General features: G+C 54.7%; 9 protein-coding genes. All 9 read left to right on the forward strand.

Annotated features, from left to right (window positions below; translation table 11 throughout):
* Positions 1-19 precede the first annotated feature (19 nt).
* The 9 genes from KXU80_RS04810 to KXU80_RS04850 all read left to right on the forward strand — a co-directional run bounded on the left by KXU80_RS04810 (position 20) and on the right by KXU80_RS04850 (position 14,109).
* Entirely contained in the window at positions 20-2,902 is a 2,883-nt protein-coding gene (locus tag KXU80_RS04810; protein ID WP_219837139.1) for an ABC transporter permease, read from the forward strand.
* 3 nt (positions 2,903-2,905) lie between these two features.
* Positions 2,906-3,799, forward strand: a complete 894-nt coding sequence (locus KXU80_RS04815; protein ID WP_219837140.1) for an ATP-binding cassette domain-containing protein — start codon at positions 2,906-2,908, stop codon at positions 3,797-3,799.
* A 57-nt stretch (positions 3,800-3,856) separates the two neighbouring features.
* Positions 3,857-4,921 carry a LacI family DNA-binding transcriptional regulator gene (locus KXU80_RS04820; RefSeq protein ID WP_219837141.1) on the forward strand — a complete coding sequence of 355 codons (1,065 nt, stop codon included), beginning with the start codon at positions 3,857-3,859 and terminating at the stop codon, positions 4,919-4,921.
* 655 nt (positions 4,922-5,576) lie between these two features.
* The gene (locus tag KXU80_RS04825) at positions 5,577-6,995 is read left to right on the forward strand and encodes an ABC transporter substrate-binding protein (RefSeq protein ID WP_219837142.1); all 1,419 of its coding nucleotides are present in this window, start codon (positions 5,577-5,579) and stop codon (positions 6,993-6,995) included.
* Between the two features lie 271 nt (positions 6,996-7,266).
* Positions 7,267-10,170 (forward strand): extracellular solute-binding protein, encoded by a 2,904-nt coding sequence (locus tag KXU80_RS04830; RefSeq protein WP_219838870.1) that lies wholly within the window; start codon positions 7,267-7,269, stop codon positions 10,168-10,170.
* Between the two features lie 12 nt (positions 10,171-10,182).
* The gene (locus tag KXU80_RS04835) at positions 10,183-11,154 is read left to right on the forward strand and encodes a carbohydrate ABC transporter permease (RefSeq protein WP_374987750.1); all 972 of its coding nucleotides are present in this window, start codon (positions 10,183-10,185) and stop codon (positions 11,152-11,154) included.
* Positions 11,155-11,157: 3 nt separating this feature from the next.
* Positions 11,158-12,024, forward strand: a complete 867-nt coding sequence (locus KXU80_RS04840; protein WP_219837143.1) for a carbohydrate ABC transporter permease — start codon at positions 11,158-11,160, stop codon at positions 12,022-12,024.
* 14 nt (positions 12,025-12,038) lie between these two features.
* Positions 12,039-13,508, forward strand: coding sequence for an NHL repeat-containing protein (locus KXU80_RS04845; protein ID WP_219837144.1), 1,470 nt, complete (start codon positions 12,039-12,041; stop codon positions 13,506-13,508).
* Positions 13,489-14,109, forward strand: coding sequence for a Yip1 family protein (locus KXU80_RS04850; RefSeq protein ID WP_219837145.1), 621 nt, complete (start codon positions 13,489-13,491; stop codon positions 14,107-14,109). The genes KXU80_RS04845 and KXU80_RS04850 overlap by 20 nt, the downstream gene beginning before the upstream one ends.
* Positions 14,110-14,118: the final 9 nt, after the last annotated feature.

Genomic DNA, 14,118 nt, shown 5'->3' on the forward strand with positions numbered 1-14,118 from the left:
GGGGGGAATCGAGGGAATTATGTCCGTTCTCATCATGCTTCTGCGAAAGATGGCCAGAAACTATTGGCTCGTCATCTGCTTGTTCAGCGGCATGCTCTTATGCATCGCGCTGACGTCAAGCATGCCGATTTATAAAAACGCCGTGCTGCATCATATGCTCGTGCAGGACTTGGAGCGCAGCTACGAACAGACCGGGGATCATCCCGGGATGATCGCCGCTCAGTTCACCATGCAGACCGACAACGCGAAGGTGCAGGCGAACGTGCTGAAGCGGTTCAACGCTTATTGGTCCTCGCATATCGCCGGCAGCCAGCTGCTCCATGTAACGCAGGATCAGAAGCTGGTCGAGTCGGTTCGGTTCGGGCTGACGCCGGCCGACCCTACGCGCGTCGATCCGAACGTGAAACGCAGCGCCAAGCTGGCCATGCGCTCCGGCATCGAAGATCATGTCCGGCTGATCGACGGCAAACTGCCCTCGGCTGCGAAGGCGAACGGCGTGTACGAGGTCATGATCACGGACAGCGCGCTCGGACAGCTCGGCATGCTGCTCGGGCAGGAATACGACATCAAGGATTCGAAGGTGAAGGATCAAGCGATCCGCATCAAGCCGGTCGCCGTCATCGTGGAGAAGGATCTGAACGATCCGTTCTGGGGCATGCAGGATTTGAAGAACGACCAGAACACGCTCTTCCTGCCGGATCGGCTGTTCGAACAGGATTTCATCGCGAAGCGTCCGATCATCATCGGCAAGTTCGGCGGGACGACGATCGGGGATTATTCGCAATTCGACCTCGATACGGCCGCCTACGTCCTGCAACTGAAGACGAACCTGGCGCCGGACATGATGGGGGCGTACAACTATTCGGTCAGCTCCTCCGTCTCGGTGCCGGGCAGCGAGGCGATGACGGCATACAGCGGACGGGAGAAGACGCTGCGCACGCTGCTCTGGTCGCTTAACGTGCCGCTGTTTATTCTCATCACGTTCTACTTCTACATGGTGACGAGCATGCTCGTCGAGCGCCAGCAGTCGGAAATATCCGTGCTTCGAAGCCGCGGCGCGTCGCGATTCCATCTCGTTTTGATGTATGCGGCCGAATTCGGGCTGCTCGCCATTGCGGCCTTCGCCATCGGCCCATGGCTCGGCGTCGCCTTTACGCGCGTACTCGGATCGACGAGCACGTTCCTGAACTTCGTCGACCGCGGATCGATGAAGGCGGAAATGGATGCCGAGAGCTGGAAATACGCGGCGGGCGCGGTGCTCGCCGCCTGGGTGCTCAACCTGATCCCGGTCTTCGTCGCAACGAAAAGTTCGATCGTCGACCAGAAGCGGGCGAAGGCGCGTGAAGGCAAACGCCCCATCTGGCAGCTCTTCGGCGTCGATATCGTGCTGATTTCCGTGGCGTTTTACGGCCATTACGTGTTCCGCCAACGGATGTCGGACCTCGTCAAGCTGGGGCTTGACGGTAAATCGCTGTCCGCAGATCCATTGCTTTATACGATCCCGACGCTGTTCATTCTCGGCTTCGGCCTTCTGATGATTCGGCTGTATCCGCTGTTCGTGGCGCTCTTCTACCGGATGGGCCGCAGGCTGTGGGCACCGCAATATTACACGACGCTGCTGCTGGTCATTCGCCGGAACCGCATCTACCACGGGCTCATGCTGTTTCTGATTCTGACCGTCGGCACGGGCATCTATAATGCCAATACGGCACGCACGCTGAACGTGAACATGGAGGACCAAATCTGGTACGCCGCCGGCAGCGACATCGTGCTTCGCCAGCACTGGGAAAACGATGCGCCGCCGGCCGCCTCGCCGGTTCCGCAGGCGACGCAGCCGGTGCAGTCGGCGCCGCCGTCGGACATCATCCATTACTTGGAGCCGCCGTTCGAATTGATCGAATCGCTGCCGGGCGTCGATACGGTCGCGAAGGTGTTTACGAGAGAAGAAGGGGAAGCCTGGCTGGGCACGAAGAGCGGCAAGGTCAAGCTGGTGGGCATCGATACGGACGCCTTCGGCAATGCCGCGTGGATGAAGGACAGCCTTACGCCGTACCGGTTCTATGAATATCTGAATTTGATCGCCTCGGATACGCATGCGGTGCTGCTGTCGAAAACCGCAGCCGATTATTACGGCGCCAAAGTCGGCGATACGCTGGATGTCGGCTGGGAAGGGATTCGTCCGACGCGCCTCGTCGTATACGGCATCGTACCGTATTTTCCGGCATTCAACCCGAATCCGGTCGCTGGGCCTAAGGAAGGCGACGGGAAGCCTCAGAATCCGATGCTGATCGTCGGCCACTTGGATACGATCCAGAACGAGCTCGGCATGGAGCCGTACGACGTCTGGCTGAAGCTGAAGCCCGGCGCGAACAGGCAGGCGCTGCTTGACGAGATGGACAAGAGGCAGATCAAGCTCGAGAAGTTCGAGGATACGATCGGCAAAATATCCGAGAGCCGCATGGACCCGTTCCGGATGGCGATCAACGGAGTCATGACGCTGGGCTTCATCATTTCGCTTGCGATCAGCTTCCTCGGCTTCATGTTCTTCTGGCTGCTCTCGCTCCAGGGACGCATGCTGCAGTTCGGCATTTACCGCGCAATGGGGATTTCCTTCAAGCAGCTTCTCGGCATGATGACGCTGGAGCAGCTGCTGACGACGGGGGCCGGCTTCTTCATCGGCATCGCGACCGGATTCGCCGCTGGGCAAATTTACGTGCCGTTGTTCCAACTTTCCTTCGATCCCGGCCGGATCGTGCCGCCGTTCCAAGTCATTTCCGATCACGCGGACGTCTTCAGGCTCGGCATCTCGACCTGTTTCATGCTTGCCGCCGCGCTTGTCATTCTGACTTGGCTCCTGAAGCGGATGAAAATTCACCAAGTGGTCAAGCTCGGGGAGGATTAGCTATTGATTACATGCGAAAATCTAGTTAAAATCTATAAAACTGCCGAAGTCGAAGTCGTTGCGCTGCAAGGATTGAATTTGCAGGTGAACCAAGGCGAAATGGTCGCGGTCATCGGCAATTCAGGCAGCGGCAAATCGACCCTGCTGAATATGCTGGGCGGCCTGGACCGCCCTTCGGCAGGCCGATTGACGATCGCCGGCAAGGATATGCTGAAGCTGACCGACAAGGAGCAGAACGTCTACAAACGCGAAACCGTCGGGTTTATTTGGCAAAATAAAGCGCGAAATCTCGTACCCTACTTGACGGCGCGAGAGAATGTCGAAATTCCGATGCTGCTGCATGACCGGAAGAAGAAGCGGCTCCGGGCCATCGAGCTGCTCGAAGCGGTCGGACTCGGTTCGCGAACCGGCCACAAGCTTCAGCAGCTCTCGGGCGGCGAACAGCAGCGCGTGGCCATCGCCATCGCACTGGCCAACCGGCCGAAGCTGCTGCTCGCCGATGAGCCGACGGGCGCGCTGGATACGCGGACGTCGGACCAAATCATGGCTTTACTGCGCAAACTGAATTCCGAGATGGGTTTGACCATCGTCATCGTGACGCATGATTTGGATCTGGCCAAACAGGTGCAGCGGGTCGTGCTCATCCGGGACGGCCGGACGTCGTCGGAGATGATCCGACGAACGGACGAGCGCGAGGCGGAGGACGCGTCAGGCGAAGAGACGGAGCTCGATACCCATATTGAATATGCCGTCATGGATCGTTCCGGCCGGATTCAAGTGCCTGAGCGTTACTTGGAAGCCGTAGGCGCCAAAGACGCGGACAAGGTGTTGCTGCGGCTGGAAGAGGATCATATCGTTTTGCGGCCAATTGCGCCGGCGGGCAAAACGGGGGGCTGAGCGATCGAACGAAACGACGACTAAAAGAAAAATAAAACGAGAAACGGGCGGGTCATCATGAGAGGAAAAGTGAGAATTCAAGAAATCGCTGATTTAGCAGGTGTATCCAAGTTCGCTGTTTCTCGCGCATTGTCTGGGAAGAGTGGCGTGAGCGCCCAAACGCGGGAGAAAATTTTGCGCGTCGCCGGCCAGTTGGGTTACTTCAAGAACAACGAACAGCAGCAGCGCTTCACGGGCGAGCTGCAAGAAATCGAAGAGGTCAAGTGGGACGGCACGATCGTGGTCATGTTTCCGAACTTGCGGTATCAGAACCGGGAACACATTTATTGGGGGCCTGTATTCGAAGGAGTGTCCTCGCGCCTTCGCCAGCGCGGGCTTGACATTATTACCATAACGGAGCCTTCAGACGATAACGTATTCAAGCTGCTGAATCCGGAGGCGATTCAGGGCATTATTACGATCGGGACCGTCTCGACGCAAATTTTGCTCAAAATCAAGCAAATGGACATTCCGGTCGTCATGGTCGACCACAGCGATCCCGTCTTTGCTTGCGATACGATCTTCACGGATAATTTCAACAGCATGCAGCAGATGATGATGAAGCTGATCAGCAAAGGCTACCGCAAGTTCCAGTTTGTCGGGAACATCAAGGATGCGCAAAGCTATTTCGACCGTTGGCTGGCGTTCCGTTCCACGCTGGAGAGCTGCCAGATCGCACTGCAGCAGGACCCGATGCTGAACGGTCCCGAAGCGCAGGATATCTTTCTCCTGTTCAAACAATATCGGCCGGTCGACCTGCCGGAAGTTTACGTATGCGCGCATGATGTCAACGCGAAGTTCCTCATCGAGCAGCTGGGCTATCTGGGGATCGAAGTGCCTGCGCGCTGCGCGGTTACCGGCTTCGACAACACCTGCGATTCCCATCCGATTCTCGCGACGGTGAACGTGAACAAGGAGCTGCTCGGCATGCGCGCCGTGGATCAGATGTTATGGCGCATTCAAAACCCGGGAACCGCGCATGAGAAAAAACTGATTTATGCGGACGTTATTCTGCGGGAGAACTACGCCCACCTGTTGAATGGGGAAGTCGAGCAAGAAGAAGCGGACGCGGAAGCGCAATAGTTTGCGGTCGCCAACCTAAATTTTTGCTAAATTTTGTTGCGGTCGCTTCCGATTTGTTTTCGTTTGGCTGCATCGAATGACCGAATAATACGTCTAACACGTTGATTTTCCCTCTCCCGGCCAATATTGGGCCATCATACTGCTGCATAAGCCGCTCGTTATCCACGCTACGTTGTCTCTCCGTATCATTACGCATTGCCCTCCACAACTAGAGGAATACGCGACAGCCTCGCTCTAAGATTGATCGATGATAGAGATCGGATCCAACACGGATTGTTTCTGGAGTCTCCGCCTCTCAGTTTAGTTTGTAGGTGCTACAAACGAATGCGATGCGAGGTAGGGGCTCTTTTCATGCGCGGATACGGACTATCGAATATCCCTAACAAAATAACAAAACGAAAACAAATTTACGATAATGTTGCCAAAATGTTGTGAATATTGCAAAAAAATTGATTGACTAATTTTGGATCACGGTGCTATTATTGACATGCAAGTCATCAAACACTTCGCAAACCGGTGGTGATGGGGGTACGCTAAAACAATAGAATGAAAACGGTTACGAAGAAGAGGGAACTAATAAACCATCTCGGAAACCGGTAGACCTTGCCGGAGCAAACTGGTATTGCTCATTAAAAAGCGGGAGGTTTTTTTGCAAATGAAAAAAGTGAAAGCACTTACATTTTTGCTTGCGGCAACGATGCTTACGTTAACGGCGTGCGGAGGCGGCAGCAATAACTCAGGCGGCAACGTCGCCAACAATCAGCCTGCCAACGACGCGCCAACGGGCACGGCAACGGGCAATGACTCAGCAGCGAACAATGCTTCGTCCGGCAACGACGCCTCCGGCAATAACGCGGCAGCGACAAACGATGCCGCCCCCGCTCCAATCGACCTCGGCGGGCGCGAAATCCATATCTCCGCATGGTGGGACGGAACGCCGAAGGGCGATACGGCCGATTCCAAGAAAGCGCTCGATAAGCTGCATGAGGTCGAGAAGAAATACAACGTCAAGATCAAATACGACAACATCCCGTTCGACAAATACATGGATAAATTCACGACGGCCGCGCTCTCCGGAACACCTATGGCCGACATCTCCATTCTTGAATTCAAGCGCGCGCTTGCCCCGATCAAACAAGGCTTAATCCTTCCTCTTAGCGAATACACGCAAGCAACTAGCGATATCAACAACGAACAAGAACACACAATCAAGCTTCCGCAGCTCATCGGAGACGAATACTTCTTCGGCGGTAAAGGCGTATCGACCGTAGGCATGTTCTACAACCGCAATCTTTTCAAGAAGCTGGGCTTGCCGGATCCGCAAGAGCTATACGCCAACAATCAATGGACATGGGATAAATTCCTCGAAGTCGCGAAGCAAGCGACGACAGATACGAATAACGACGGCAAGCCGGATACATGGGGCTTCTCGGACTGGGCGCCAGGCGCGGCTCGCGACTTCGGCGCAACGAACGGCGCGCTATTCGTCAACGACGATCTGACCGTCGGCTTCACGGATCCGAAGATGATCGAAACCTTGGAATTCATCAACCGGCTGTACAACAAAGAAAACGTCGTGAAGGTTAAAAAAGGCGATAAAAACAGCTGGGATGAAACGTCCACATTCAAAGACGGCGACGTCGCGATGTCCTCGAACTTCGACTGGAACGTCGGCGGTCTGCCGTTCGAAATCGGCGTCGTACCGAACCCGCAAGGTCCGAGCGGCGACGGCAATTACACCTACGCGAACACTGCCCAGAACGGCTGGGTCATTCCGAAGGGCGTAAAAGAACCGCAAATGGTTTATCAAATCTATGAAGAACTGCAAGACCTGCCTTCAACGGAAGAGTACCTCGGCCAAAACGGTCTGGAAGCGCTCTTCAAAAGCCAAGCGGACATCGATATGGCGCTGGAGCACATCAACAATACCGGCCGTATCTCCCTTGAAGAAGGCGTTGCCGACTATCCTTGGTTCTCGATCATGGACGACATCATCAAGAAGAACCAATCCGTAAGCGCTACGGTTCAGAAGTACACCGCGCCTGCTGAAGCTGCTCTAGCCAAATTGAAATAATTACTGAACAGGTATTGAAGGGAGGGGAGGCCGGATGTGCCGGTACGACCCTCCTTTTCTATGCGAATCAAGCATAACAATCAGCAAATTAATAGGATAACAAATATTAAACACTAGGATCATGTGTTTGGTATAAATATAGGTTTGTTATGTTCCAGTAGGACGATGGTACGCGAGTGCGCTTTCGTCAGCGGGATGCGTGATCCGCAGATCAAGTCGTCGCTTAGGAGGGCTGACATTGAAAGGTACAAAACGGCTTAAGAAATGGGGAATGACGGGGGCATGCGTTGTCATCGCACTTGCACTGCTCGTCGTATGGACCCGTTCGGGCAATGACGGCACGGCAGCGGCGGGAAGCCAATCGGCGTTTGCCGAAGGCAGCTGGTCGACGCTGCAGGATGGCCGCGGCGATTACGCGGAATATCTGTCGAAGCATGAGAATTCCGGCTTTTCCGATCAAGAGATTGTCCTTGATGCCGCAAGCTACGCCGAGACGGAAGGCGACGGCTTCGAGAAGCTGATCGATTATGAAGGACGATCCGGCACATCCCTTAAGACCGGCGAGCAAGGCAACGTATCCTGGGATATTAATGTGACGCAAGAAGGTTTCTATAACATTGCGCTTTCCTATTACCCGATCGCGGGCAAAAGCTCGAGCATTGAGCGTTCACTGCAAATTGACGGCGTCGTTCCGTTCACGGAAGCGTCCTACTTGCAATTCGATCGCGTGTGGGACAACGAGCTGGAGCATGTGAAGCAGGATAATTTAGGCAACGACCTGCGTCCGGAGCAAATCGAGAAGCCGTCTTGGCGCGAAGCTCTGCTCGAGGATTCGGACGGCTATTACGCCGATCCGTTCAAGTTTTATTTGAGCGCTGGCCATCATACGCTTACGTTCGTCTCGCAGCGTGAGCCGATGGTCATTCATCAGCTGAAGCTGTATCAGAAGCAACAGCCCGCCAATTATGAAGCAGCACTCAAGCAATACGAGAAAGACGGACTGAAGAAGGCGGACAGTCAGCTGATTACCGTTCAAGGTGAAGCTGCTCTCGCGAAGTCATCTCCGACGTTGTATCCGCAAACAGAACGTTCCACCTCTTCGGTTGCGCCTTACAGTCCGAAGCTCATTCGGGTCAATACGATCGGCGGCTATAACTGGCGACTGCCGGGGCAGTGGATCGAGTGGGAAGTCGATGTACCGGAAACGGGACTCTATAAAATCGCCATGAAATCCAAGCAGGAATTCGTTCGCGGTTTGTACTCGACGCGCCGACTGCTAATTAACGGCGAAGTTCCGTTCAAGGAGGCCGAGCAAATTCCGTTCCGTTACAAGAACGGTTACCGCATCGACGTCATGGGAGGCGACGAGCCATATCTGTTCAAGCTCGAGAAAGGCAAGAACATCATTCGCATGGAAGATACGCTCGGCGAATTTGCTCCGCTCATCCGTGAAGTGAAAGATAGCCTATACAATCTCAATGCCATGTATCGCAAAATCATCATGATTACCGGCGCATCGCCGGATAAATACCGAGATTATCGCTTGGATAAGCAAGTACCGAAGATGCTGGAAACGTTCCAATCCGAGAGCGACCGGCTTACCGCCATCAGCGTCGAACTGAAACGGCTGTCTGGCGGAAGCAGCGATTCCGAAGCGCTTCTGAAGACGATGGCGCTGCAGCTGAAGGAATTGATCAAGAATCCCGATACCATTCCGCGCCGCCTTGCTGCATTCAAGAGCAATGCTGGCGGACTCGGCACGTGGCTGCAGAAGGCGATCGAGATGCCGCTCCAGCTCGATGCGATTTACATCGCTTCGCCGGACAAGAAATTCCCTTCGTCCGGAGAGGGCTTTTTCTCCAAGCTGAAGCATGAGCTGGCGACGTTTGCATATTCGTTCGTGATCGATTACAACCAAATCGGCAACGATTCGGACAAGAAGAACCAGAAGTCGATAACCGTCTGGATCGGCAGCGGCCGCGACCAGGCGAACACGCTGAAGGCGATGATCGACGAAACGTTCACGCCGCAGACGGGCATTAACGTGAATTTGAAGCTCGTGCAAATGAACACCTTGCTGCCGGCAACCTTGGCCGGTCGCGGCCCGGACGTCGCGATGCAGATCAGCAACGACATTCCAGTTAACTACGCGATGCGCGATGCGGCTGCCGACTTGACGCAATTTACCGATTATCAGGAAGTGTCGAAGCGGTTCCGCGATAGCGCACTTGTCCCGTACACGTACGAGAAAGGCGTATACGCGCTGCCGGAGACGCAAACCTTCAACATGCTTTTCTACCGTAAGGACGTGCTAACAGAGCTGGGGCTAGAGGTGCCGCAAACTTGGGACGATGTGTATAAGCTGCTCGCCGTCCTAAGCAAGAACAGAATGCAATTCGGCATGCCGATCACGGTTCCGCAGACATCGGTGCCGGTGCCTGGACAGAATATCCCGCCGAACTCGATTTACGGCTCGCTGCTGATGCAGAACGGCGGTCAATTCTACCGGGGCGGCGGCAAAGAGTCCGATCTGGATTCGAAGATCGGCGTCGAAACGTTCAAGACATGGACAGACCTGTACAGCGACTACAAGCTGGAACGCGAATTCGACTTCGCGAACCGGTTCCGCACAGGTGAAATGCCAATCGGTATCGTGGATTACACCACGTACAATCAGCTCACCGTGTTTGCCCCGGAAATCCGCGGCATGTGGGGCTTTGCGCCGATTCCGGGCACGAAGCTGTCGGATGGAACTATCCGCAGAGATACACCGAGCGCGGGTAATGGAACGCTGATGATGGGCAGCGCGAAGGACAAAGACTCCTCCTGGGAATTCATGAAATGGTGGACCAGCGAGAAGACCCAAACGAATTTCGGCCGGGAGATGGAAGCGCTGATGGGAGCTTCCGCGCGTTATCCGACGGCGAACATCAAAGCGCTCGACAGCTTGCCTTGGCCGGTTGCCGATTACGATAACCTCAAAGCGCAGTTCGAATATGTCAGAGGCGTGCCAGAGGTGCCGGGCGGCTACTTCACCGGACGTCATCTGCAGAACGCGTTCTTGAAAGTAGTCGTCGAGAAGAATACGGAAGCGCGGGAATCGATTATGGATTACACCCATTACATTCAAGACGAAATCAAAGCAAAGCGCAAAGAATTTGGCCTGCCGGAATAAGGAGGGATCCACGTGTCAACGATCGGTACACCGAGTCAACCTTCAGTGACTGTAGCCGCCGGGAAGCCAGCCGTAGAAACGACAAGCTGGTGGGCGATCAAATGGAAAGAAATCAAGGCGAGGAAGCATTCCTATATCCTGATGTCGCCCTATATGCTGCTGTTTGCCGTCTTTACCGTGCTGCCTGTAATCATGTCCGTCATCATCAGTTTTACGTACTTCAACATGCTTGAATTCCCGCGCTTCATCGGGTGGCAGAACTACTCCCGCCTGTTCCTGGAAGACGATGTGTTCTTAGTTGCAATCAAGAACACCATCCTCTTCGCGGTCATTACCGGACCGCTCAGCTATATGGCGTGCTTCGTCTTCGCCTGGATCATCAACGATCTTCGCCCGAAGCTGCGAGCATTCATGACGCTGATCTTCTATGCGCCTTCCATCTCGGGGAACGTCTACTTCCTCTGGCAAATGATCTTCTCGGGAGACCGTTACGGCATTGCGAACGGATTCCTAATTAAGATGGGCGTACTGCTCGACCCGATTCAGTGGCTGAAGACGGAGCAGTACATTATGCCGATCATTATCCTCGTGCAGCTCTGGCTCAGTCTCGGAACTGGTTTCCTCGCTTTCATCGCGGGTCTCCAAACCGTTGACAAAACGCTGTATGAAGCAGGTGCGGTCGACGGCATCAAGAACCGCTGGCAGGAGCTCTGGTACATTACGCTTCCTTCGATGAAGCCTCAGCTGATGTTCGGAGCCGTCATCCAGATCACCTCATCCTTGGCGATCGCGGACGTTTCCATCTACCTGGCCGGCTTCCCGAGCGTCAACTACGCGGCTGAAACCATCGTTACGCACTTGATCGACTTCGGTACGATCCGATTCGAGATGGGCTACGCATCCGCGATCGCGACCGTGTTGTTCACCTTAATGGTCGGAACGAACCTGGTCGTACAGCGACTTCTCAGGAGGGTGGGGGAATAGAGGATGAGGTTAGCGCTTCCTATTCGCAAAAGACGAGTGAACCGTTCTTTTTCCGGAACGTTCTGGATGTTCGTGTTACTGGCTGCCGTCGCCGCTTTCATGGCGCTGCCGCTCGTATATGCAATCAACGCGGCGTTCAAGCCGCTCGACGAAATCTTCCTGTTCCCGCCGACGCTCTTCGTTCGGCATCCGACGACGAGCAACTTCATCGATCTGATGACGTTGCTCGGACAATCGTGGGTTCCGTTCTCCCGTTACATTTTTAACACCTTCTTCATTACCGGGATGGGCGTCGTCGGTCACGTTCTGCTGGCTTCGGCAGCGGCATATCCGCTCGCGAAACACAAGTTTCCCGGATCGAAGATCATCTTCACCGTCGTCGTGCTTTCTCTGATGTTCACGCCTCAAGTAACAGCGATTCCGAACTACATGGTCATGTCCTGGATCGGCCTCATTGATACATACTGGGCTGTCATCGTGCCGGCATTCGCGTTCTCGCTGGGACTGTACCTCATGAAACAGTTCATGGAGCAAATTCCCGATGCGCTGCTAGAATCGGCCAAGATCGACGGTGCCAACGAATACCGGATCTTCTGGCAAATCGTCATGCCGAACGTGAAGCCGGCTTGGCTGACCTTGGTCATTCTGCTGTTCCAGATGCTTTGGGGCACGGACGGCAACGGTTTCATCTATAGCGAGCAACTGAAGACGCTTCACTATGCTTCGAATCAGATAATATTCGGCGGCATTGCGCGCGCAGGCGTCGGTTCGGCCGTCGCGCTCATTCTGATGAGCGTGCCGATCGCCCTGTTCGTCTTTTCGCAAAGTCGCATTATCGAAACGATGACTACATCCGGCATGAAGGATTAGGGGGAGGTGGAAGCGTGCAATTGAAGAGAGTTTTGCTGCTGGTCGCCATTATATCGCTGGTCGCTTCGATCGGCATTCCGGCTGCATCGGCAGCTGCCCCATACGAAGCCTACACGTACGATTACTACGGCGATTCATCGCCGCTGCCAGCTCCGTTCGTGCCGGATGCCGCGATTACGGGCGAGAGCTTGGGGGTCGGCGACTTCAAAGAGCCGAGCGACATGTTCGTTGCAAAGGACAATACCACGTATATCCTGGATAGCGGCAACGCGCGGATCATCGTGCTGGATCCAGATATGCACGTCAACCGCATCATCGAGACGTTCACGAACAACGGCAAGGAGGACGGATTTGCGGCTCCGCAGGGGCTGTTCGTTTCCGACAGAAATGAATTATACGTGGCGGACACCGATCACGGGCGCGTCGTCGTGCTGTCGGAGAAAGGCGAGCTGATCCGGATTATCGACAATCCGAAATCGGATATTTTGCCCGCGGGATTCAAGTTCGTGCCGCTCAAAGTCACCGTCGATGCGGCGGATCGCGTATTCGTCATCGCGCGCGGCATATTCGAAGGCATCATGCAATTCGACGACAAGAACAATTTCATGGGTTATGTCGGCACGATCAACGTGTCGCCTACCGTCTGGGATCGGCTCTGGAAGTCGTTGTCCACCAAGGCACAGAAGGCGCAGATGCAGCTGTTCATCCCAACCGAGTTCTCGAATGTCGATATCGACCCCAAAGGCTTCGTGTATGCGACCGCGATCGATATCACGTCCAACACTCCAATCAGGCGGCTGAATCCGTCCGGCGACGACGTTCTCAAGCGGCTCGGCTACTGGGATGTCAAAGGCGATATCCGCTTCCGGATGTTCGGCAACAATTCGGGTCCATCCAAGTTCTCCGACATCAAGGTGCTAGGCGGCGGCATGTATGTCGCGCTCGACTCCAACCGCGCGCGGCTGTTCACGTACAACGATGAAGGCGATTTGCTGTACGCCTTCGGCGGCCGGGGCAACCAGCTCGGAGTCTTCAATACGCCCGTCGCCGTCGAGAAGATTGGCGATAAGCTCGCGGTGCTGGACAGCGGCAAGAAGAACATCGTCATCTTCCGTCCGACGAAGTTCGGAACCCTCGTCCGGCAGGCGACAACGGAGCACTATAACGGCAACGACGACGTCGCCGTCAAGATATGGAGCGACGTGCTTCGCTTGAATACGAACTACGAAATCGCGTACCTCGGCATCGGCAAATCGCTCCTGATGCAGAAGAACAACGAGAAGGCGATGGAATATTTCAAGCTGGGCATGAGCCGCAAAAACTTTTCGGTCGCTTACAAGCGGTATCGCCGGGAACTGCTGAAGGAGCAGTTCGGCACGTTCATGACCGTCGTCCTTACCCTCATCATCGCGTTTACCGCTTATCGCGTTGCAAGACTCGTCATCAGAAGGAGGGCTGTGAAACATGAAGCAGGACTTTCTTAAATTTCCGCTCCATCTGATCGTGCGTCCTTTTGACGGATTCTGGGACATGAAGTACGAGGGCAAGGGCAAATTGAAAGTTGCGCTGCTGATCTTGCTCGCGCTTATTCTGACGACGATTCTGCAGAAGCAATTTGCCGGCTTTCTCGTCAACAGGGTCGATCCGCGCTCGTTAAACAGCCTGGACGATCTGGAGTTCACGATTCTACCTTTCTTGTTGTTCTGCATCGCAAACTGGTCGATCACGACGCTCATGGAAGGGGAAGGGAAGTTCAAAGAGATCGTAATGGCGACCGGGTACGCGCTGCTGCCTATCGTGCTCATCAATCTGCCGATGACGTTCATCAGCCGGTTCATGACGCAGGAGGAGACGGCGTTCTATTATCTCCTGAACAGCATCTCCAGCATATGGTTCGTCGTGCTGTTATTCGTGGGGATAATGACTGTCCACCAATATACGCCGGTCAAGACGGTGCTGACGATGGTGCTGACCGTCATCGCCATAGGGTTCGTCGTCTTTATCGCCACCTTGGCGTTCAGTCTCGGTTCGCAGATCTACTGGTTCATCTTCGACGTTTACCGTGAAATCATATTCCGGACCTAAAGGAGGCCG

This window comes from Paenibacillus sp. R14(2021) (assembly GCF_019431355.1).
In the GTDB taxonomy this organism is placed as follows: Bacteria; Bacillota; Bacilli; order Paenibacillales; family Paenibacillaceae; genus Paenibacillus_Z.